The following is a 22,488-nucleotide window of genomic DNA, read 5'->3' as shown; positions in this document are numbered from 1 at the left end:
ATAAAACCCCAGACAAAACTTGATCGGCATCAATCTTTGCTGGAGTTTGCTCAGGTTCTAACTAGCTTAAGCGTCGTGGTTTACCATCCACACTGCCGCTTCTACCCGCGACCGTAAACCTAGCTTTTTCAGCAAGTGCTTCACGTGTACTTTAACGGTACCGTCAGAAATATCTAACTCACGAGCAATCACCTTGTTGCTCATGCCTTTAGCGATGAGTTTTAAAATTTCTTGTTCGCGATTGGTGAGGCTATCGTACTTGCTCGCAGAAGGTGCTGAGGGACGTCGCAAGGCGGTTGCTAAAACTTCGGTAATAGCCTCACTAAGCACCATTTTGCCTTCAATAGCGCGTTGAATTTGTTCTAATAATAACTCCGGGTCCATATCTTTTAATAAGTAGCCATCGGCCCCGTTAGTTATCGCCGTAACTACATCTTCATCGGCATCAGATACAGTGAGCATGACGATCCGCGAGGTCACTCCGTTATCGCGCATCCGCTTGAGGGTTTCTAATCCATCCATACCTTGCATGTTCAAATCAAGGATAATCAAATCCGGATCAATTTCTTCGGCTAACTCTAGTGCTTCTGCACCGCTGCTACATTCAGCTACAACCTCTAAGCCGTCTTCAAGCGAAATCAGTTGTTTGAGCCCTTTACGCAAAAGTGGGTGATCGTCCACAAGCATAATGCTAGCTGGAGTATCAGACATGAGTTGCTCCTTTAATGTCTTATGATGATAAGCGTCAATATTTTATAGGGGGTATTTTTGCACAATGTAGCCCCGTTAGCCAAAGCTTAGCACCTTATTAACCCTTTGGGGGTAGTTTTAACTGCCTCTTTTGCATTGCTATTTATCCCCCTCGCTAAATTGTTTATTTGGCGGTGCTCACGCATAGTTACTAGCATAGCTGAGGAGTAACATGTGAACACCATTCGACTTTCGCCAACCATCGACAAACTCACCGCAATCAATCTAATTGTGGGGATGACCTTGTGGCTAAGTTGGAGTGTCTTGGTGGTGCAGCTCCATGCAGTAACGGTTCATTTGAGCTATGCACAGCTATACAGTTTGCTGGCAGCAGCCGGGAGCGGTGCTTGTGTGTTTCAGTTTGTTTTTTTATGGCTGGGTGAGCGCAGTATGCATAAGCGCTTTATTCAAGTAGGTTCAGTACTGTTATTGATACCGGCAATTGGACTTACGTGGCAGCTAAGTGTGGCGGAGATTGCGATTGAGCAACTGTATGTGTTGGCCTTTCTTTCTGGCTTAGGTGGCGCCCAATTTATTGCCTTACAACCTGCTGCAGGTGCACGGATTGAGAAGAGCTCACTTGGCTGGGTGCTAGCGGTTAACGCAGGGATCGGTGGGGTCGGGATTGTGTTGGCACAAACCCTACTACCGTTGCTTAGCGGTATCAACTGGCTAGGTGATTGGGCGGCTTCTCCTTGGTTCACTCATCAAACAAGTGGTGATATTGTCGGGGTGTTACCGCCGAGTACGCCCCTATGGCTTGCCAACACGGGCTGGTTATTGGTGGTGGCAGTGATTGCAACAAGCCTGTATTCGTTAGGGCAGCGCCGTGCTCGAGGAGCTCAGGCTATGCCTAGCCCCTCAGGGCATCCCCCCAGCGCTGAGCCTGTTGTTACCAACACCCAACCGCCGATGCTAGGGCGCATTCTAAAGAACCGTCACACTTGGTTGATGACTTTATTCTACGTGATGGCCTTTGGTTCCTTTATTGGCTTTGCGATGACACTACCCTTAAGCCTTGAAACCTTTAGTGCTAACTACACACCAAGTGCCCTAACGTATGCTTGGATTGGGCCACTCTTAGGAGTGCTGGCGCGACCTTTTGGTGGCTGGTTGGCTGACCAGTACGGTGGCGCCAAAGTCTTGGTGGTGTGTGCTTTAGTGATGGCTATGGCTTGCTTGAGTGCCGCTTACATGACCGCAGCAGCCCTGCAAAGTAGGGTTCCTGAAGAGTGGTTCTTACCCTACCTGCTGGTCTTTTTGGTGATTTTTATTGCAGCCGGAGCGGCTAGCAGTGCGGTCTTTAAAACCGCCAGCGTGGTGCTGCCATTAGAGCAGTTACCATTAGCATTGCGTTGGCTTACTGCCGTGGCAACCGCTGGCGCTATCTACATACCGGCTCTGTGGTACATCAATTTGAGCCAAGCCCATGGCGCCAATACGCTGGTGGCCTTTGCACTTTTTTACGTGCTGTGTGCGGCACTGGTTAGTTGGATGTATCTGCGCCGGCGTAGCGAGTTCTATAATCCTTAAACAGTTGCTTCACGCTCTAACAGGTATTGCGGCACAAAACTAAAATAGACTCCAGTACCACCCTCAGAACGGCGTTTTATTTCAATGGTGCCACCTAGATGACGGCTACGCTCTTGCATGATAGCAAGCCCGTAATGATTCATTTTCTCGGCCTGATCGGGAATACCTACACCATTATCTTCAATGCATAATTCAATTCGCTGATCCTGCTGGCTTAGCTGTACCACCACATCTGTGCCTTGACTGTGGTGAATGGCGTTCTGACAGGCTTCACGAATAATTTGCAGCAAATGAATTTCTTCATGCGGTACCAAGGGCGTATTCTCTAACTGATAGTTCAGCCTGAAGGACAGATCAGACTGCTCACTAAATTGATTGATAGTTGTTTGCAGGGCGTGCAACAGCCCCGCACCATCTACTTTGAGGCGGAAAGTGGTTAGCAATTCGCGTAACTGCCGATAAGCCGCATTAAGCCCTTGTTTAAGCTCTTCTGCAACATCATCAATCACTTCTTTATTATCTTTCTCAATGGCTTTGTTGAGTCGTGTTACCTGAATTTTCAAATAAGATAAAGCTTGCGCAAGAGAGTCGTGCAGCTCACGCGCAATCACCGTACGCTCCTGGATAAGGGCGAGGCGCCGTACTTGCTCTTCTTCTTGTTTCAGGCTTAGGGCAATGGCCAGTTGGTCGGCAACTGACTGTAGCAACTGTTGTTGCCAATCGTTAAGTTGCTCGCTAAGGCTACAACGAGCTACCAAGACCCCGTAATTTTGTTGTTCGCGCTCAATGCTAAAGCGATAAATGCGCTGGTTGTTCTGGATACTCACTCCGGCCCCAGCATTCACACACTGGCTACAATCAACCCCTTCGCAAGGATCTTCTGGGGCGCCAGTAGGCTGCACCTGTAAATAGGGTTTATTGCCTGCCTCGGTAATTAAGCAAAGCTCGAGGTCTTCAACCTCAGAGGCGCGCTTTAACCCTTCAACAATGGTGGTAAAGTCGTGATAACCAGGTGAATGCTCGATGATCATTCGCGCGGTGTCGTACAAAAACTGCAAGCGCACATTGCTTTGAGAAATGGCCCGAGTTTGTTCATCGACACGTTTCTCGAGGTTACCATACATGTAACCCACAGCTTCGTTCATTTTATTCAAGGTGCCCGAGAGCACGCCTAGCTCATCACGCATGGGATGATTCACGCGGGCGGTAAAATCGCCCTGACCAATTCTTTTGGCGGCGAGAGTTAAAACCTCTAATGGATACTTAACGCGGGTGCGTAACCAATAGAAAATAACCAGCGCTAAACCAATGCTAGAAAACAACGAGAGCACCTGAATTAATCGAATAGAACGTATGCGCTGCTCGGCATCTTGTTGAATGGCGGTAACAAAGCGATTAATTTGGTCTATTTGCGGCAAGATCTGTTGTTGTAAATTAGCACTGGTGACCACGCCATCGGCTATTTGCTGCTGAAATTGCTGCCAACTGGTTCGAGTTTGCGTATATAAGGTTGCTAAATCAGACTCACTATGGCTAAAACGGTTAAAGACTTGATGATGCCAACTTTGTTCAAATTCGGCTTGCATGGCCGCTGCTGCAGCACTATCAGCATCATGCAATTGATGCCAGCTGTATTGATACGCTTGGTAGCGCAATGAGCCTGCAATATTTATGGCTAAGGCATCTTGATCTGCTTTTTCTGAGAGCCAATACGAAGCCAACAGAGTAACTACGGTAAGCGCCACCATAAAACTCAAAGCAAAACCAATGCGTGTCACAATAGATGAATTAGGCATAGACAATTAGGAGTCAAACTCTTAGGTTGATTTAAACAGATGCGTTAGTGTACCTCGGATAGCAACTGAACAACAATCAACCATAAAAAAAGCGGCAACACCTAAGTGCCACCGCTTTTAACGTCACCTTTAATTTCAGGCTGTGATTAAGCTATATGCTGTTGTTCACGTGAGCTTTTATCAAACCACAAGCCATACACAACTTGCCAGCTGATAGCAAAAGCACCAATAATGAAGACCACGTCGCCAACAGTGCGCACCCAACGCAGACCCTCTAGCAACGGCTGTTGCATAAAGGCTTCGCTACGTGCATACCATAAACCTTCAGACGCTGATGCATAGAACTGGATGAAGCCAACTGGCAGTAAGCTAGTAAATAGCATCATGCCAAGGCCAATGTTCATCCACCAGAACGCAGTAGTCATCAGTTTATCGTTAAATTGCAGGTTTGGACGAATGTAGCGCAAGATAAGTAAAACAAAACCTAGCGCTAAGAAGCCATACACCCCAAACAAGGCCGCGTGAGCGTGAGTTGGTGTGGTGTTCAAACCTTGAATATAGTACAGCGAGATAGGTGGGTTAATCATGAAACCTAACACGCCAGCACCTAACATGTTCCAGAAGGCTACCGCAACAAAGCACATGAGTGGCCATTTAATGCGTTGCATCCACTCGGCTTTGCGTTGCAAGCTCCAGTTTTCCCAGGCTTCGTAGCCCAAGACAATCAAGGGAACGACTTCTAGCGCAGAGAAAGTTGCACCAACGGCCATCACGGGAGTGGTGGTACCGGAAAAGTACAAGTGGTGGAAAGTACCAGGTACACCACCAAGCATAAATAACGAGGCTGACGCTAAGGTGGCCGTAGTAGCCATTTTTCTAGAAACCAAGCCCATGCTATGGAAAATAAAGGCTAGGGCCGCGGTGGCGAATACTTCAAAGAAGCCTTCTACCCACAAGTGCACGATCCACCAGCGCCAGTATTCCATCACTGATAAGTGAGTACGTTCGCCATAGAAGAAGCCAGCGCCGTAGAACAGGCCAATAGCAACAACAGATGCGGTGAGTAGTGCTAATAAGTTCTTGTCGCCTGGTTGACGAAGAGCGTGGAAGACACCGCGCATCATCAACACTAACCAGAACACGATACCTAAGAATTTACCAATCTGCCATGCACGACCGAGGTCGACGTATTCATAACCTTGGTGACCCCACCAGAAGCTTAAGTGCTCAGGCATAATTTGAGCAATAGAGAGGAAGTTACCAATAAAGGTACCAGCAACCACTACAACTAACGCCCAAAATAGTAGGTCGACTCCTAGTTTTTGATACTTAGGATCTTTACCACCATTAATGATAGGTGCTAAGAATAAGCCAGCAGCTAAGAAGCCAGTAGCAATCCAGAACATGGCCGCTTGTAAGTGCCAAGTACGCACTAGCGAGTAGGGCAACCACTCAGACACGTTAATACCATAGAATTCTTGACCTTCTACAGTGTAGTGAGCAGTAAAGCCACCTAACAAAACTTGTAAAGCAAACAACGCCACGACGATAAAGCAATATTTACCTAGTGCTTTTTGTGATGGTGTAAGTTTGAAGGTAGTGATTGGATCTTGCTTAGGAATCTCAATTTCTTCTTCATCGTGGTCGCGCAAGAAAGCCCAACCCCAAATCAAAGCACCGATACCAGCAATCAGTAAAATCACACTAATAATAGACCAAATGATATTCTCAGCACTTGGCTTATTATCAATAAGCGGCTCATGCGGCCAGTTATTGGTGTAGGTGACATTGCTATCAGGGCGTTCAGTAGCGGCTGACCAAGCAGTCCAGAAAAAGAACTCAGTCATGCGCTCGCGTCGCTCAAGGCTCGGCAAGGTGTTCTCTTTCATTGCATAGCTTTCGCGCGTGCTTTGTAGCTCAGGAGCATCGCTGAATAAGCGAATATAATAATCCGCTACGTCATTGATGGCTGCTACTCGAGTCTCACTTAGTAGCACCGTATCAGTTGCAGCATCGTAGGTGTTGGTACGATATTCCTGTTTTAACGCAAATTGCAGAGCATTTTGCTCAGCTGGGCTCAAGCTGTCGTAGCTCATGCCGTAATCACGTTGCGCTACAATTTCTAACCAAGCTACGAGCTCACGGTGTAACCAGTCTGCAGTCCAATCGGGTGCTTGATAAGCACCATGGCCCCAGATCGAGCCTAATTGCATACCACCGATGGATTGCCAAGCGGTTTGACCATCGAGAATACTCTCTTCAGTCATTAACACTTGTCCCGATTCCGTCACGTACTGCGCTGGAATAGGCGGTGCTTCGCGGTATACCTCTTTACCAAAATAACCCAAGATACCAAAGGTAATCGCTAGGATGCCGATGAGTATCCACCAAAGTTTTTTATAACCGGCCATATGGCACCTCCGGTTGTTGTTGTTGATTCATGCGAGAGTCTCCCTTTATTGCATTTCGCACGCATTCATAGATGAGTACCCTTTCCTTATAGCAAGTCTCGTGCCAACTTTTATCCATCTGATTTTATTGGTTTTTATTTGTTTTTGGGGTAGATATAACCGCACTTTTTGAGGGTGCTAGTAACCCGTAGGGTTATTTTTACCCATCAGCATGTTTTGGCTAGCTTGCCGAAACCGCGGACTGAGTTTTTCAGGCTGCTTATTTATTGATCCGGATCAACACAATATCTAGGTGATCGTCTAGGCTTTAGCACAATATATAGATGCAAATAACCAATTCAGCACAATATGTGGGGTTTTAATGCGCTACTGTTCAGAGCAAATAGCCTTTCAGGAGGTGCCCGGCGAAGTCTCGTTGGCTTATACCATCACCGGCTGCCCTGTGGGTTGTAAAGGCTGTCATAGCGTTGATAGCTGGCCCGCTCATAGCGGAGTGGAATTAACCCCAGAGTATTTTACGAAGCGGCTGCAGCAATATCGGGGTTTAATCACCTGCGTGTTGTTTTTAGGGGGTGAATGGTACCCAGAGCAGTTACTGCACTTACTTAAATTAGCTCGTGAGCAGGGGCTAGAAACCTGTCTGTATACCGGTTATGAGCAGGTGCTACCTGCACTCCGCGAACAGCTCACCTATTTAAAAACGGGCCCTTGGATAGCTGAGCTTGGTGGCCTAGATAGTCCAAACACAAATCAGAAGTTTATTGATTTACGCAATCAACAATTACTAAACGTGCGCTTTTTAAGCACTGATTAAAACAAGGAGCATACCTATGTTGCGCTTACACCCCGATCAAGTAGACGCCAAAGTTGACTTTATTCAGCAATATCTCCATGCCGAAAATGCCGCTGATGGTTCAAAAATGGATGCTAATGCGAATGTGACGCAAAAGAATATTGCGACGCTAGAGTCAGAAATCATGAAGGATTTTTTTGTTCAAGTGAACCGCAAGCAAGTCAGCAATAAAATTGCAGAGTTGTTTGGGCAGCCGTTGGCGCAGGAGTATATTCGTCAAATAGAAGATCATGAGATTTATGTGCATGATGAAACTAGCTTAAAGCCTTACTGTGTGTCGGTTACCATGTATCCGTTTTTACGTGATGGGCTCACTAAGTTGGGCGGCGAATCAAGAGCACCAAAACACCTAGAAAGCTTTTGTGGCACTTTCGTGAACTTCGTCTTTGCGGTGAGCTCACAGTTTGCCGGGGCCGTCGCCACCGTCGAATTTTTGGCTTACTTTGATTATTTTGCTCGTAAAGATTACGGTGATAACTACCTAGAAACACATCGCCATCAGATTGAAAACCATTTACAGCACGTCGTGTATGCCCTTAATCAGCCCGCGGCAGCGCGCGGTTATCAAAGTGTCTTCTGGAATATCTCAGTCTATGACCAGCATTATTTTGAAAGTATGTTTGGTGACTTTGTCTTTCCCGCCGATTTCAGCAAATCATCATGGCAATCGGTGAGCCAGCTTCAGGACTTTTTCTTACATTGGTTTAATGAAGAACGGAAGAAAACCATACTCACTTTCCCGGTCGTTACCGTGGCTATGCTGACCGAAAATGGTCAGTGCAAAGATCAGCAATTTGCTCAGCATATTGCCCATGAATTATCTGCCGGTAACTCATTCTTCGTGTATCTATCACCCAATGCCGATTCGCTAGCTTCTTGCTGTCGTTTACGCTCTGAAATTAGTGATAATACCTTTTCTTACACCCTTGGTGCTGGTGGCGTCGCGACCGGATCCATTAATGTGATCACCATTAATATGAATCGGTTAGTGCAAGATGGACGCGACTTGGGTGAGGAAATTGAGAAAATTCAAAAATACCAAGTGGCCTATCGGAGGCTCATGGAAGATTACCAAGCAGCCGGTTTACTCACGGTTTACGATGCTGGTTTTATTACCCTGGATAAGCAGTTCTTAACTATTGGTATCAATGGCATGGTAGAGGCGGCGGAATCGCAAGGTTTAACGGCCAGTAATAATCCTGAGTACATTGAATTTGTGCAGCGCCACTTAAAGGTTATTTACGATGCTAATAAAAAAGCCAAACAAGAATATGGCTATATGTTTAATACCGAGTTTGTGCCGGCAGAAAACCTTGGTGTCAAAAATGCGAAGTGGGACCGCGCCGATGGCTATGTTGTGCCGCGTGATTGCTACAACTCCTACTTTTACGTGGTAGAGGATGAACAAACCAATGCAATTGATAAGTTCACCTTACATGGTCATGAATTAATAGAGTTTTTAGATGGTGGCTCGGCTCTACATCTTAACCTAGATGAAAAACTTAACGAGGATGGCTATTTATCACTGTTAAATATTGCTGCTAAAACAGGCTGCAATTATTTCTGTATCAATGTGAAGATTACCATTTGTAATGACTGTGAACATATCGATAAGCGCACCCTGCATAACTGCTCAAGTTGCGGTTCTGAAGATATTGATTATGGTACGCGGGTGATTGGCTATTTAAAACGAGTGTCGGCATTTAGTGCTGGGCGTCGGCAAGAACATGCCGCCCGCCATTATCATCGCCAGCCGCAGCGGGCGGTAGAGGCGGCAACATCCCAAGCTGGCTAGCTTGGGATGGTCAGGCCAGCACAAATGATGCTGCCATAGCTAGACTATGGCAGCACCTATCGAGAGCCTCTTCTTAGTTAAACGACTTTAGAGTAGCGTGGAGCCGTAGCTGCATCGTCTAAGTAGGCGTCAAAGCAGGCACAAATACTCCGTACCCATAAGCGACCCAATTCAGTAACACGTAATTGCGAGTCATCAATGGTCACCAGCCCATCCTCAATAAAGGGGGCTAATTTTTGTTTAGCATTGGCAAAGTAAGTCCAAAAATCAGTCAACTGCCAAGCCTGTGTAAACGCAGCAATATCCAATTCAAAGTGGCAGATAACTTGCGAAATAAGTGCGGCGCGCAAGCGGTCATCTGCGTTCAGTTCAAATCCTTTAATAACCGGCAGGCGTTGTGCCTTCAGGTGCTTGTAATAGTCAGGTAGTTCTTTGCTGTTTTGCCAAAGCACCCCATCAATTTGGCTAATGGAAGAAGCTCCAATTCCCAACAAAGCATCCTGGCCGCTGGTGGTGTAGCCTTGGAAGTTACGCTGTAAGCGCCCTTGTTGCTGAGCAATAGCAAGTTCATCAGATGTTTTAGCAAAGTGGTCCATACCAATAAACTGATAACCGGCAGCGTTAAAACGAGTGATCCCAAGCTGCAACAGTTCTAACTTAATCGATGGCTTAGGTAAGCTCTCAGTTGGGATTTTTGCTTGACCAGCAAAACGTGCCGGCAAATGAGCGTAGCTAAATAACGATACCCGGTCGGGAGCCAAGGCAATCACTTGATCAATTGAGGCTTTAAAGGTTTCTGGACGCTGGTAAGGCAAACCGTAGATTAGGTCTAGGTTGATCGACTTAAAACCCAATTCTTTGGACAGCTCTACTTGATGTCGGATGAGATCGGTATCTTGGACACGGTTAATCGCAATCTGTACTTTTTCGTCAAAGTCTTGCACCCCATAGCTTACACGATTAAAACCGAGCGCTCGTAAATGCCGTAATTTTTCATCACTACAGCTGCGCGGATCGATTTCGATACTCCACTCAGCATCGTCAGTGAAACTGAAGTGTTGATGTAGCAAATCATCTAAGCGTGACAATTGTTGCTCGGTTAAAAAGGTTGGGGTACCACCGCCCATATGCACAGACTCAAACTTACGAGTCCCTAACAGCTTGGCGTACATCGCCATTTCTTCGGCTAAGTAATCAAGATAGATATCGGCTTTGTGCTGATGCCGAGTAATCACCTTATTGCAGCCGCAGTAGTAACAAAGCTTGTGACAGAAAGGTAAATGAATATAGAGGCTTAACTTTTCTGGCGCATCAGCCAGGGTGCGCTCTAAAGTACCGATCGGAAACTTATCATGCAGCGCCAAGGCGGTCGGATACGAGGTATAACGCGGACCGTTAATGTTGTATTTATCAATGAGCTCTTGGCTCCAGGTGATATTTGCTACTGATGCGTTCATGCGTTACCCCTTGGTGACACCTTGGTTAAATTCTGTCGCTCATAATACTTGATGCAGATCAGAATTTTGATACGCCTGAAGGGGTATAAGCTTGCTGCTGCAAAATACGCTCTGCTAAGGCCTGATTAAACCTAAAAACAGGTTTGGGTAGGCGTTGATTCAACTCAATGGTGTCCAATAAGTTCTTCACTTCAAGCCCTAATTCAGTGTCACCTTTGATCAATAATTTGCGTCGGAAGAACAAGGTATCCGGGTCTACTTTGCCACTTAGCATCAGCAATAAATACTCACTATTACCGCGCATGGTAACGTCTGCTTGCGGGCCGTCAAAAGTTACTTGTAGGCGTGGTCGTAGGCCTTGGTTGGCGAGGGATACGCTGAACTTTAAGGCTAAGTCTGGCACCTCAATAAGAACCCATCGCTGGCGCAAGAAAGCAAATTTATCGGCCACCAGTTCATCGTTAAGAACATGGTTTAGAGCTTGCGCAAATAGGTGTTGAGTTACCCCACGCGGGGCTACTTGTAGTAAGGACTTAGAAAGGTGTGGGCCCCACTGATAGGCCAGATCTACTACTTTAGGGATAACCATTTATTACCTCGATTAATCAGCCCAGAAAAATTTAACCCGATTATAATACTCATTACCAATGCATGTTTATGGACGGGATCAATAATTATGGAATTACTCTGCCCCGCCGGCAGTATGCCAGCCTTGAAAGCAGCCATTGAAAATGGTGCAGATGCGGTATATGTAGGTTTAAAAGATGAAACTAACGCACGTCATTTTGCTGGTTTAAATCTTGACCAAGCAGGTTTAACTGAAGCCGTTCGGTTTGCGCATAGCCATGGCAAGAAGTTGCATGTTGCCATTAATACCTTTGCGCATGCAGATAGCTGGGAAAACTGGCGGAAAGCGGTTGATATGGCGGTGAAGTGTGGCGCTGATGTGCTCATTTTGGCAGATATTGCGGTGCTAGCTTACGCAGCTGAGCGCTATCCTAAGGTTGAATTACACCTTTCGGTACAAGCCTCAGCCACCAATGCGGCAGCGATTGAGTTTTATCAACAATTTAATGTGAAGCGCGTGGTGCTGCCGCGTGTGCTCTCGATGAACCAAGTGCGTACCCTAGCGCGCACCACCGATGTTGACCTCGAAGTTTTTGCCTTTGGTAGCCTGTGCATTATGGCCGAAGGGCGCTGTTATTTAAGCTCGTACATGACAGGTGAATCACCGAACACGGCAGGAGCTTGTTCACCGGCAAAATACGTACGCTGGGATGAACACGAAGATGGCTCGTTAGAGTCACGGCTGAACAATATTCTGATTGATACCTTTGCCCCCAATGAAACTGCAGGTTATCCAACGTTATGTAAAGGACGTTTCACCGTCGGTGAAGACACCTATCACGCCTTAGAAGAACCAACGAGCTTGAATACTTTAAGCTTGTTACCGGAGCTGCATAAAGAGGGCATTGTGAGTTTAAAAATCGAAGGTCGGCAACGCAGCCCGGCTTACGTCGCCCAATTAACGCGGGTGTGGCGTCAGGCTATAGACAAAGTGCTAGCAGATCCTGCTAATTTTGCCGTGCAGCCCGACTGGGATGCGACTCTCGCAGGTTTATCTGAAGGCAGCCAAACCACGTTGGGTGCCTACCACCGGAAATGGAAGTAATCATGAAATTTTCTCTAGGAGCAATTCAATACTATTGGCCGCAGCAAGTGGTAAAAAACTTCTATCGGCAAGCCGCAGAATCTGCCGTTGATATTGTTTATTTAGGCGAGACGGTCTGTAGTAAAAGGCGTGAACTGAAGTTTGCTGATTGGCTGCAAGTCGCTCATGAATTACGCGAGGCGGGCAAACAGGTGGTGTTGTCTACCATGACCCTGTTAGAAGCACCATCCGAGCTACGAGAGCTACGCAAGTATTGCGATAATGGTGAGTTTTTAGTGGAAGCCAACGACGTGGGCGCCATTCGACTTCTGCAAGATAACCAACTACCCTTTGTCGCTGGAGCCGCCATCAATTGCTACAACCAGCACACGCTGCGGCAATTAATGACCATGGGGATGAGCCGTTGGGTGATGCCGGTTGAATTATCTCGTGACTGGTTGCAGAAATTACTGCAACAGCCGATGGTAAAAGATGTGCGCGATTGCTTAGAAGTTGAAGTGTTTAGCTTTGGGCACATGCCTTTGGCTTGGTCCGGTCGCTGTTTTACGGCGCGCTCAGAAAACCGTGCCAAAGACCAATGCGAACTCTGTTGCATTAAATACCCAGAGGGGCGTCGTGTGGATAGCCAAGAAGGTCAGCAAGTATTTGTTCTAAATGGTATTCAAACGCAATCCGGAACTCGTTATAACTTGGTAAATCAGTTACCTAGCATGCAAGGCTTAGTTGACATAGTGCGTTTAAGTCCGCAGTTAGAAGGCACCTTTTCTTGGTTAGAAAAATTTCGGCAGAACCAGCATGGCGAACAGCCCCAAGCCCTCGAGCCGAACGATAGTAACGGCTATTGGATGGCATTAGCAGGGTTAGTGCAAACAGCATAATTAGGGTTGCTAGCAACCATATAGGAAGACAGCATGATTCAAATTACTGACTTACAAATTGAGCAAAAAATGTGGCCGTTATTGCGGCAAGCTTTTCGACCGATGTTTTTATTGGGGGCGAGCTTTAGTGCCTTGGCCATCACCTTGTGGCTGCTGGTATTAGCTCAGGTCATCGAGCTGCCCGTGTATGGGCAAACCTTATTCTGGCACAGTCATGAAATGATCTTTGGTTTTGTGGCGGCCATCATCGTGGGCTTTTTGCTGACCGCCGTACAGAATTGGACTGGCTTACGCGCTACCCACGGACGGGCCCTTGGCATCCTCACTGCGGTATGGGTGTTGGGTCGGTTAGGGCTTTTAGTTGGGGCTTGGCTACCTTGGTGGCTGGTAGCTGCGGTTGATCTATTATTTTTACCGTTAGCGGCGATTTTATTGGCTGTGCCCTTAATTGCGGTGAAGCAGCAGCGAAACCTATTCTTCGTGCCCGTGCTTTTCTTGTTAACCTTGTGCAATGCGCTGATGCACTTCGGGCTGCAGACCGGACAATACGAAATTCAACAATTAGGTAGCCAAAATGCGGTGTGGTTGGTCACTTTACTGATGGCCATCGTAGGTGGTCGGGTACTCCCTATGTTTACCGCCAACGGAACTATGACACCAAAAGCCGAACCCATCGTCTGGTTAGACCGCATCGGGTTAGGTAGTTTGTGGTTGATTTTTGTGCTGAATATTACCAATTTCAGCGCCATGGTACCGGCCTTGGTGATGGCTCTACTCTTCGCGACAAGTGCTTTAGCTTTAGCTATTCGCTGCGCCCGTTGGCGTATCTGGATCACCTGGAAAGTACCGTTACTGTGGTCGCTACATGTAGCTTACTGGTTTATTCCAATTGGCTTAGCGCTATATGCGCTGCGCTATGCGGGCTTTCCTATCACCAACAGCTTGGCGTTACATGCATTAACTGCTGGCGCTATGGGTAATATGATTTTAGCGATGATTGCACGGGTCTCTCTGGGCCATAGCGGTCGTGCCCTACAACCCAAACCCATCATTAGCGCAGCCTTTATGTTAGTGATAGTAGCTGCGGTGGTTCGCGTATTTGTGCAAGGCTTATGGCCAGAGTTATCCGTGTATTGGTATGCCCTAAGTGCGTTTGCTTGGGTGTTAGCCTATGGCATTTATGTACTGGTGTACTTTCCTATTCTTACCACGCCACGTCCAGATGGACGTCCAGGTTAAGAATCGGAGCCTGAATCAGGTGGCTGTTGCTCTGGGCGCAGCCACATCCATACTGCAACGGTGGCCATAATGCCAATAACTAAGCCTTTTAACCATAAGGGTGCTGGGCTAAATGCCAACATGATTGCGCTCCCGGACATCATCACCGATGCAATCACTTTGGGCCTACGCTTAATGACACCGTAGCGGCGCCAGGCAATGATTTGCGGGCCATAGGTTGGATGCGCCAATAGCTTGGCTTCTAATACCGGCCAGCCCTTGCCGCCGGCCCATGCGGCCACCAGCAGAAAAGGTACCGTTGGCATGATGGGCAACAATAAACCAATGATGCCCAGCGCTAGCGTAATAATAGCTAGCGTCCGCCACAATAAAATCCGCAGCACAACCGTCATAGAGCTCCTTGCATGGCTTGGTAGTGGGCAGCTGCTATTTTAAGCCCAGCCGCTGCGCCAATTTGTGTAAGTTGCTTGCATCTATCTCTAGTATACGGGCCGCTTGGGTCCATTTGTAGTCCGCTTGCTCTAAAGCCTGCTCAATAAGCTGGCGCTGCACCGCATTGAGGGTATCTTTCAAGTTCATGGTGGGAAACGCCTTGCGCTGGTTGCTCTGCAATATATCCGTGACTTGCACGCTGGCGGTGGCTGCACCAGGTAAATCCAGCAAACCAATATCGATACTAACAATATCTTCTCGTGCCGCACCTATGCTAAGCGCCTTAATCGCCGCCCGGCTGATGGTATGCTCAAGTTCGCGCACGTTGCCAGGCCAATCATAAGCCAATAAGGCATGCTCTGCCGCTTGGGTGAGGCGTAACGCTCGTACCCCAAGGCGAGCTCGGTTAAGCTCTAAGAAGTGACCGGCTAACACAGGAATATCATCGCTACGTTCTCGCAGCGGTGGAATAGGTAACGGGTACACGGATAAGCGATGGTAGAGATCAGCACGAAAATCACCTGATTTTATTTGCTGCTTCAAGTCGCGATTGGTTGCCGCCACAACTCGGACATTGACGGTATGGCTACGATCGCTTCCTAAGCGTTGAATCTCGCCATTCTGCAATACTCGTAGTAACTTTGCCTGAATTGCTGGTGGCAGCTCACCTACTTCATCTAAGAAGATGGTGCCGCCATCAGCGCTATCAAACCGACCGGCCCGCTCGCTGGTTGCCCCAGAGAAGGCCCCTTTGGTATGGCCGAAGAGTTCACTCTCGGCCAGAGCCTCCGGTAACGCTGCACAATTCACATACACTAAGGGCTGCTGCGCTCGTTGTGACTGGCGATGTAACTGTCGTGCAAATAACTCTTTACCCACGCCGGTTTCACCCAGCAGTAATACCGGAAGATCTGAGCCGGCCACAACACTCAATTCTTGCATCACATTGAGCAATGGAGCACTACGCCCGATGATTTCGTAACTAGCGGAAGCCTCGCCACTAAGCGAGTATTCTTGATCGCGCCGTTGATTACGTAGGGCTCTGACGCTTTGCTCAATTTGCCCCATGCGAATCGCCGCTTCAACCAGCAAGCTTGCTCGTTGCAGTGCATGCATGGCAGCCGTATCAAAGGTTCCTGGGGTGAGGGCATCTAGGGTCAGAACCCCCCAGCATTTGCCTTCAACATGTAATGAGATCCCCATACAATCGTGTACTGCCAAATGGCCATCGGGGCTATCTTCTATAAGCCCGTCATAGGGGTCTGCGAGGTGGCTATCTGGCTCAAATCGAACCGCTTCGCGACTCGCCATAATGGTGGCTAGGCGCGGATGCTGATGCACAATAAAACGGCGCCCTAAGGCCTCCCGTGCTAAACCGATACTAGCAATGGGCTTAAGCATTTGCTGCTCTAATTTAAGCAGCACCACGGCACCACAATGAAAGTGTTGGCGTAGTGTTTTGACGACTTTCTCTAGCCTTACTACGGCAGGCTGTTCGGTCACTAAATCGGCGATCAGAGTTTCAAGTAAGGTGACATCTTGCATGGTAGATTTAACCCTTAAAGTCCTTTTTGACCCAAATAAATATGGGTTTAATTTACCATTGCAGGGAAAAAATCGATATAAATCAAAGTAGGTAGTTTTGGCATCTATTTTGCAATATCAACAGGTATTGCTGGTCCATTTTGGCCGCTTTTATCTCAAAATTAGGAGTTATTATGTCAACACCATCTACCATTCATGCAGAAGCTTTAGCCGTGTTTCAAGCCATGCCTAGCAAGCATTTAATTGATTATATTGTTGAGAATTTTCACGATAAGCATCGCGCACAGCTGCCGGAGTTAATTAACTTAGCGCGCAAAATAGAAGACGTACATAATGATCATGAAGCCTGTCCAGCAGGCTTGGCAGAATTGCTGCAAAGCATGTACCAAGAGCTAGAAAGCCACATGATGAAAGAAGAGCAAATTTTGTTTCCGATGTTAGCTGGTGGGATCTATCCAAGCGGACCTATCGCGGTGATGGAAGAAGAGCACGACCAGCACGAGCAAATGTTAGCCGAATTATTAGAGTTGACCCATCAAAACCAAGCTCCACGCGGCGCTTGTGGAAGCTGGATCATGCTTTATGAGGGGCTAAATGAGTTAGTGAAAGACTTGCAGCTGCACATCGATATTGAAAATAGCATTCTTTTTAAGCAAGCAGATAAACCAGCCAGCAGTGGCCATGGTAATGGTCACTGCTGTGGTGGTTGCCAATAAGTGCTGCGTCAGTTAGTGAGCTAGCTCGCGCAAGCGGGCTGGCTCGATGATGTTAACTAGCTTGTTCTGCACATCAATCACACCTTCGCCTTGCAGTGCCGATAAAATACGGCTAATGGTTTCTACCGAAAGGCCTAAGTAGTTACCGATATCAGCGCGAGTCATGGTTAAGCGAAACGAAGTGCTAGATAACCCGCGCGCTTTAAAGCGATCGGACAAGGTGACTAAGAAGTGCGCTAAACGTTGATGGGCTGAGCGGTTGTTCAACGTGCCGAGTAGTTGTTTGCTGGAGAATATCTCGCTACTCATTAAACGCATCATTTGTTTGCGCAGCGATGGCATCTCAATTACTAGCTCATCCAGTGACACAATAGGCACTTCGCACAACATGGTGGTTTCTAGAGCTTGTGAGTAACTGCGGTGTTGACCTTCAGCTAAAGCATCAAAACCGACGAGGTCGCCAGGCAAATGGAAATCAATGATTTGCTCTACGCCATTATCGTCAATGGTGTAAGACTTTAGTGAACCGCTACGTACGGCATATAAATATTTTAGCGGCGCACCGGCATTAACTAACACGTCACGTTTATGCAGAGGCTTATGACGCTGAATAATAGTGTCTAGCCGATTCATACCCTCTTGATCTAATTGGTACGGTAAACATAGCGCTGCCATGCTGCAATTTTGACAATGTATGTGAGAAGTCAGATTAGCCATAATGATTTCCTGATTTAGATCAACATCCCTAACGAATAACTGCAGTATACGCCCAACGCCTGAAAAGTAACCTTGTGCCGATGGAGTACCTCCAATATGCCTAAGAGGGGGTAGTTGGTAGGGTTTGTGGGGATTGTCCTAGACTGTTAAAATGCGCGACCAAACCAGCAGGAGCCCTTAAGTGGATGCATTCATAACCTCAACAGTGACCGTCGCTTTAGCCGAAATAGGCGATAAAACGCAATTGCTAAGTCTGTTCTTGGCCGCGCGTTACCGCCACAAAACAGCAATTATCCTGGGAATATTAGTGGCGACTCTGCTCAATCATTTAGCGTCCGCTTGGCTGGGTTCGTGGTTAGTAGATATCATCCCGGCAACACTCGCTACCTATGTGGTCGCTGGTTCTTTTATAGCCGTTGGCCTGTGGGTACTGATACCCGATAAAGCAGATGATGACGAACACGAAAACGTGCGTAAATACGGCGCTTTTATCGCCACCACAGTGCTGTTTTTTATTGCTGAAATAGGTGATAAGACCCAGGTGGCTACGGTTATTCTAGGAGCTCAATACACCAGCGTATTGTGGGTTACATTAGGAACAACCTTAGGGATGATGCTTGCCAATGTTCCGATCGTGCTACTCGGACAACGGTTGATGCAAAAACTACCACTGAATGCAGCTCGTTATATTGCGGCGACCTTGTTCGTGGTGCTAGGTATTGCTACCGCGCTAAGTCAACTCTTGGCTTAAACGTTCTAAGCCACTTTGGCGCTGGCTAAAACTTGGCCGCGCGTTGAAAACTTGCTAGTATCGGCAACAGCTAAATTAAAGAGATAACCTGATGCTTAACTGGACTGAACAACAACGCGCACGTGGCTGCCTATGGGCCGTCATGCTGGTGTTGTGTCTGTGTTTGGCGAAACAAAGTAGTTGGATTCAGGGCTGTCCATTACAACAGCAGGCGCTACCGCAGGCTAGCCTGGTGGCAACTAGCGCCACCAGCGACGTCGCTAGTGCCCTAGCTAGCGAGAGTGAATGTAGTGCCAGTGAGCAACTATTGCAGCAGGCATTACAGCAATTATTTGACCAACTGAGTGTCGGCCTATTATTAGTCGTTGCTCTGCTTTTATCCAGCCGGCTAGGCACCACCGCGGTAACTTTGACAGTGCCACCGCCGCGGTGGCGATATCGGCCACATCTGCACTTTTGTGTGTTTCGAGAATAACCTCACTGAGTTGTCTGTAGCTGCTTGATGCAGCAAGCGAGGGGTACGACTGTTCTGTTCGAATCGGTTCAAGTAGGTACTCAGTCATAGGTTAGTTGAGATGTATAGATGAAACACATAATCCCCTTTATTTTATTGTTCATGTTGATGAGTTCTGCATGGGCACAGGATTCTACTGACTGGATAACCAGCTCAGAGCATCCGCACGTTCAAATCAAGTTAGATTTAGTGACTGCGCAAGCCGATCAGCAACAGTTGCAAGCATTGTTAAAGGTTCGCTTAGAGAGCCCTTGGAAGACCTATTGGCGGGCGCCCGGAGAGGGCGGCATTCCCCCTACCACAGAGTGGCAAACCAAAAGTAATATCAGTAGGGTGCAGTGGCAGTGGCCTGCGCCACAGCGTTACCAGGTGCAAGGGATTGAAACGGTAGGCTATCAAGGCACGGTGGCCTTTCCGCTGACGTTGGCGATAGAAAACTGGCAGCAGCCAGCGCGGCTACAAGGTGTGGTGACCATGTCTAGCTGCACTAACATCTGCGTGTTAACGGATTTCCCCGTTGATATCAGCTTCAATCCGGCCCAATTGGTCGCATCTGAGCAGCGGATGTTTGAATTGCAGAAGGCCTTAAGCCAAGTGCCTCGGCTAGACCATCCCGCGGTGGTCTTGGAGCGGGCAGAATGGTCAGCCAGTCAACAGCAGTTGCAACTTGAGCTTACCCACCCACAGGGCTGGCAACAGCCGGATGTCTTGGTTGATAGCTTGGCCACGGAATTGGCAGATATGACGGTGGCGCCACCACGCCTGGATATCGATGGTCAGCGGTTACTGGCTACCTTCAACATTAGCCATTGGTTAGGTGCTGCGGAGGTGGCTAGTTATCCCATTCAAATTACTGTGCTAGATGAGGCGCTAGCGGCTGAATTATCCACAACGGCGCAGGCCGTGACGCAAGTCACTCATGCACCAGCGGTATCTAGTAGTCTTGGTTTGATGTTTGCTTTTGCGCTACTCGGCGGGCTTATTTTAAATATCATGCCATGTGTCCTACCTGTGCTGGGGATGAAGTTGCAAAGCGTGTTGTTGATACCGCGAGAGAGAGGTCTTATTCGGCGTCAGTTCTTAGCATCGGCATTAGGTATTGTGCTGTCTTTTTGGTTGTTGGCACTGTTTATCTGGGGCCTAAAAACGAGTGGTAGCGCACTAGGCTGGGGTATTCAATTTCAAAGCCCATGGTTTATTGGCTTTATGGTGCTAGTCACTGGTTTGTTTACGTTCAACTTGGCTGGCCTATTTGAATTTCGACTACCTAGTAGCTGGCAAACTTGGGCTGCCCAACGTGGTGATAATTCGTACCTAGGGCATGTGGTCCAAGGCATGTTCGCGACCTTATTAGCAACGCCTTGTTCGGCCCCCTTTTTAGGAACCGCGGTAAGTTTTGCTATGGCCGCCTCTAATCTACAACTCTGGTTTATTTTCACTGGTTTAGGACTTGGCATGGCATCGCCTTGGTTATTGGTGGCGGCGCTACCATCTTTGGCTAAGTTGCTACCTAAACCGGGCCGGTGGATGCAGATCACAAAAGTGATTTTTAGTCTGATGTTGGCGGCCACCACCTTGTGGCTATTAACCTTACTCAATAATCATTTAAGTGCTGCAATGGTCTGGCTAATAGCGTTAAGTTGGTTAGTACTAGCCGCGCTACTGGTAGTTAGAACTTACGGCAAACAAGGACTGTTGATTGCTATGGCCAGTAGCTTGTTAGTGGTAGCAGCGGTAGCCGTCACCGCTAGTCTTACCAGCGCTAAATGGGCTAGTGGCCCGCGCCCCGATCACGTTTGGGTAGGCCTAAATGAAGCGGAGATCAGTCGGGCCGTGGCCCAAGGTCAAGTGGTGTTTGTCGATATTACCGCGGATTGGTGTATTACCTGTAAGGCCAACAAAATAGGGGTGCTATTGCAGCAGCCCGTGTATCAATTGCTGCAAGACCCACAGGTGGTGACCATGCAAGGTGACTGGAGCCAAGCCAATGACCAAGTCACTCAGTATTTACGCAAATATCAGCGTTATGGGGTGCCTTTTAATCGGGTTTATGGTCCAAATGCCCCTGCGGGCATCGATTTACCTGTGATTCTAACGGCCGAGGCTGTCAGTGCCGCAATCGACCAAGCCACGGGGAGAGAATAATGTCGCAGCCAAAGCAATCCAGCAAATGGCTCAAGCTGCTCAAAAATATTGCCGCCATGGTGGTAATGTTTATGCTGATTAGTACGGCTGTAGATGCGTGGCGAGGCCGTAATCTCGATCCGCAAGCGGTGCCGCTGATGACCTATACCGATCTACAAGGAACGACAGAAGATTGGTTGGAACGCAGTTACAGTGAACCTGTCATTGTGTATTTTTGGGCCACTTGGTGTCCGGTGTGTACGTACGTAACGCCAACGGTGAATTGGATGGCAGCCGATTATCCGGTGGTCACGGTAGCGTTACGTTCGGGGTCTGATGCCAAGGTTGCGCATTATTTGGAGCAACAAAATTACCAACTCATTACGGTGAACGATCCACTGGGACAAGTGGGGCAGCAGTGGCAAATAACGGCTACCCCTACTGTCGCCATCGTTCATGAAGGCGAAATTGTTTCTTATACCACTGGTATCACCACGCCAACTGGCTTATGGTGGCGGCGCTGGTGGGCAAGTTTTTCTGGTTAATTGGAGAGTAGTATGACGTTCAAATCTTTGTTTTTCGGCACCCTGATGGCCCTCGGCTTAGCTACCTTGGGCGCTACTGCACAAGCACAGCAGGCCAATCAACAAGCACAACAACTTGAACAGTTGGTCGGTTTGTTAAAGCAGCATCCCGAAGTGATTGGTGACGTGCTAAATAGTGTTGAGCGTTACATTGAGGGCAAAGAAGCCAGCCGTAATGCTCAAGCTAAATACGAAAGCTGGTTATACGATAACGACAAGGTGCAACCTTGGTATGGCGCAGCCGATCCCAAACTGACCGTGCTGGTTTATACCGATTACGATTGCCCTTATTGCAAACGCATCGAGCCTCATTTACAGCGTTTAGTGGAAGAGTTTGATGGGGTTAAGGTGATTAATATTGTGGTGCCGTTACGCCAGCAACAAACAGAGGGTAGTAACGTTAACCCCTCTGAGTTCGCCATGAATGTGTGGCAGCATCAACCTGAGCAATACCCTGAAGTAGCCAAGCTGCTTTACGCTAAAAACGGCTTACACACAGCTCAATCGATAGAGCATGTGGCCCGCTTAACAGGAACACGCGGACAACTCAATAATCCCCAAGTTGCCCGTCGTAATTTGATGGAAAACTACAAAGCCTTTAGTGATTTTGGCTATCGCGGCACCCCAACCATTGTGGTGGGCAGCGCAGTGATTCCTGGCTTTGTGGAATACGACCAATTACAAGCCTTAGTGCAAGAGATGCTGGATTAAAGCGCTAGTG

Annotated in this window: 20 protein-coding genes; 12 read left to right on the top strand and 8 right to left on the bottom strand. The window is 47.9% G+C overall.

Translation table 11 applies throughout. The features are described 5' to 3' along the window. Positions 1-66: 66 nt before the first annotated feature. Positions 67-711, bottom strand: a complete 645-nt coding sequence (gene narL / locus AB8S08_RS11970) for a two-component system response regulator NarL (RefSeq protein ID WP_110076462.1) — start codon at positions 709-711, stop codon at positions 67-69. A gap of 213 nt (positions 712-924) precedes the next feature. On the opposite strand from narL, the gene AB8S08_RS11965 reads away from it, so the two are divergent. Beyond that, entirely contained in the window at positions 925-2,283 is a 1,359-nt protein-coding gene (locus tag AB8S08_RS11965; RefSeq protein WP_110076461.1) for an MFS transporter, read from the top strand. On the opposite strand, the gene AB8S08_RS11960 is transcribed toward AB8S08_RS11965, so the two are convergent. Both AB8S08_RS11960 and AB8S08_RS11955 read right to left on the bottom strand, forming a co-directional pair. Further along, a complete protein-coding gene (locus AB8S08_RS11960) occupies positions 2,280-4,079 on the bottom strand; it encodes an ATP-binding protein (protein WP_369742885.1) in 1,800 nt (599 codons plus the stop codon). The genes AB8S08_RS11965 and AB8S08_RS11960 overlap by 4 nt on opposite strands. Positions 4,080-4,225: 146 nt before the next feature. Beyond that, positions 4,226-6,490: a nitric-oxide reductase large subunit gene (locus tag AB8S08_RS11955; protein ID WP_110076459.1), complete on the bottom strand. Its 2,265-nt coding sequence runs from the start codon at positions 6,488-6,490 to the stop codon at positions 4,226-4,228. A 361-nt stretch (positions 6,491-6,851) separates the two neighbouring features. Here AB8S08_RS11955 and nrdG point away from each other — a divergent pair, with 361 nt between their 5' ends. Together nrdG and nrdD are read left to right on the top strand one after the other, a co-directional pair. After that, a complete protein-coding gene (nrdG, locus tag AB8S08_RS11950) occupies positions 6,852-7,304 on the top strand; it encodes an anaerobic ribonucleoside-triphosphate reductase activating protein (RefSeq protein WP_153826295.1) in 453 nt (150 codons plus the stop codon). A gap of 16 nt (positions 7,305-7,320) precedes the next feature. Further along, positions 7,321-9,138 (top strand): anaerobic ribonucleoside-triphosphate reductase, encoded by a 1,818-nt coding sequence (gene nrdD / locus AB8S08_RS11945; RefSeq protein WP_369742884.1) that lies wholly within the window; start codon positions 7,321-7,323, stop codon positions 9,136-9,138. A 77-nt stretch (positions 9,139-9,215) separates the two neighbouring features. Here nrdD and hemN read toward each other — a convergent pair whose 3' ends face one another. Next, entirely contained in the window at positions 9,216-10,595 is a 1,380-nt protein-coding gene (gene hemN, locus AB8S08_RS11940; RefSeq protein WP_369742883.1) for an oxygen-independent coproporphyrinogen III oxidase, read from the bottom strand. Positions 10,596-10,653: 58 nt separating this feature from the next. Then, the gene (locus tag AB8S08_RS11935; RefSeq protein ID WP_369742881.1) at positions 10,654-11,184 is read right to left on the bottom strand and encodes an SCP2 domain-containing protein; all 531 of its coding nucleotides are present in this window, start codon (positions 11,182-11,184) and stop codon (positions 10,654-10,656) included. A gap of 87 nt (positions 11,185-11,271) precedes the next feature. Here AB8S08_RS11935 and AB8S08_RS11930 point away from each other — a divergent pair, with 87 nt between their 5' ends. The 3 genes from AB8S08_RS11930 to AB8S08_RS11920 are packed head-to-tail and all read left to right on the top strand — an operon-like array spanning position 11,272 to position 14,384. Further along, complete coding sequence (locus AB8S08_RS11930; RefSeq protein ID WP_369742880.1) at positions 11,272-12,267, top strand: peptidase U32 family protein; 996 nt, start codon at positions 11,272-11,274, stop codon at positions 12,265-12,267. Positions 12,268-12,269: 2 nt separating this feature from the next. Next, positions 12,270-13,145 carry a U32 family peptidase gene (locus AB8S08_RS11925; RefSeq protein ID WP_369742879.1) on the top strand — a complete coding sequence of 292 codons (876 nt, stop codon included), beginning with the start codon at positions 12,270-12,272 and terminating at the stop codon, positions 13,143-13,145. 33 nt (positions 13,146-13,178) lie between these two features. Beyond that, on the top strand, positions 13,179-14,384 hold the full coding sequence (locus AB8S08_RS11920; RefSeq protein WP_153826290.1) for an NnrS family protein: 1,206 nt from the start codon (positions 13,179-13,181) through the stop codon (positions 14,382-14,384). Here AB8S08_RS11920 and AB8S08_RS11915 read toward each other — a convergent pair. Both AB8S08_RS11915 and norR read right to left on the bottom strand, forming a co-directional pair. Then, on the bottom strand, positions 14,381-14,776 hold the full coding sequence (locus tag AB8S08_RS11915) for a YbaN family protein (protein WP_110076452.1): 396 nt from the start codon (positions 14,774-14,776) through the stop codon (positions 14,381-14,383). The genes AB8S08_RS11920 and AB8S08_RS11915 overlap by 4 nt on opposite strands. 34 nt (positions 14,777-14,810) lie before the next feature. Next, complete coding sequence (gene norR / locus AB8S08_RS11910; protein WP_153826289.1) at positions 14,811-16,361, bottom strand: nitric oxide reductase transcriptional regulator NorR; 1,551 nt, start codon at positions 16,359-16,361, stop codon at positions 14,811-14,813. A 173-nt stretch (positions 16,362-16,534) separates the two neighbouring features. Between norR and AB8S08_RS11905 the strand changes: the two genes are divergently transcribed. Continuing rightward, complete coding sequence (locus tag AB8S08_RS11905) at positions 16,535-17,077, top strand: hemerythrin domain-containing protein (RefSeq protein ID WP_110076450.1); 543 nt, start codon at positions 16,535-16,537, stop codon at positions 17,075-17,077. A gap of 12 nt (positions 17,078-17,089) precedes the next feature. On the opposite strand, the gene fnr is transcribed toward AB8S08_RS11905, so the two are convergent. Continuing rightward, complete coding sequence (gene fnr, locus AB8S08_RS11900) at positions 17,090-17,794, bottom strand: fumarate/nitrate reduction transcriptional regulator Fnr (RefSeq protein ID WP_153826288.1); 705 nt, start codon at positions 17,792-17,794, stop codon at positions 17,090-17,092. A 181-nt stretch (positions 17,795-17,975) separates the two neighbouring features. Between fnr and AB8S08_RS11895 the strand changes: the two genes are divergently transcribed. The 5 genes from AB8S08_RS11895 to AB8S08_RS11875 all read left to right on the top strand — a co-directional run bounded on the left by AB8S08_RS11895 (position 17,976) and on the right by AB8S08_RS11875 (position 22,478). Further along, entirely contained in the window at positions 17,976-18,545 is a 570-nt protein-coding gene (locus AB8S08_RS11895) for a TMEM165/GDT1 family protein (protein ID WP_369742878.1), read from the top strand. 91 nt (positions 18,546-18,636) lie between these two features. Then, positions 18,637-19,020, top strand: coding sequence for a hypothetical protein (locus AB8S08_RS11890; protein ID WP_369742877.1), 384 nt, complete (start codon positions 18,637-18,639; stop codon positions 19,018-19,020). Positions 19,021-19,128: 108 nt separating this feature from the next. Further along, on the top strand, positions 19,129-21,204 hold the full coding sequence (locus tag AB8S08_RS11885) for a protein-disulfide reductase DsbD family protein (RefSeq protein WP_369742876.1): 2,076 nt from the start codon (positions 19,129-19,131) through the stop codon (positions 21,202-21,204). Further along, positions 21,204-21,728, top strand: coding sequence for a protein disulfide oxidoreductase (locus tag AB8S08_RS11880; RefSeq protein ID WP_153826285.1), 525 nt, complete (start codon positions 21,204-21,206; stop codon positions 21,726-21,728). The genes AB8S08_RS11885 and AB8S08_RS11880 overlap by 1 nt, the downstream gene beginning before the upstream one ends. A 12-nt stretch (positions 21,729-21,740) precedes the next feature. Then, positions 21,741-22,478, top strand: a complete 738-nt coding sequence (locus AB8S08_RS11875) for a thioredoxin domain-containing protein (protein WP_110076444.1) — start codon at positions 21,741-21,743, stop codon at positions 22,476-22,478. Positions 22,479-22,488 lie beyond the last annotated feature (10 nt).

It is taken from the genome of Pseudidiomarina sp. PP-1MA (assembly GCF_041200125.1).
Lineage (GTDB): Bacteria > Pseudomonadota > Gammaproteobacteria > Enterobacterales > Alteromonadaceae > Pseudidiomarina > Pseudidiomarina fusca.
The sequence above is the reverse complement of the archived record's forward strand: the minus strand, read 5'-3'. Positions and strand labels throughout refer to the sequence as shown.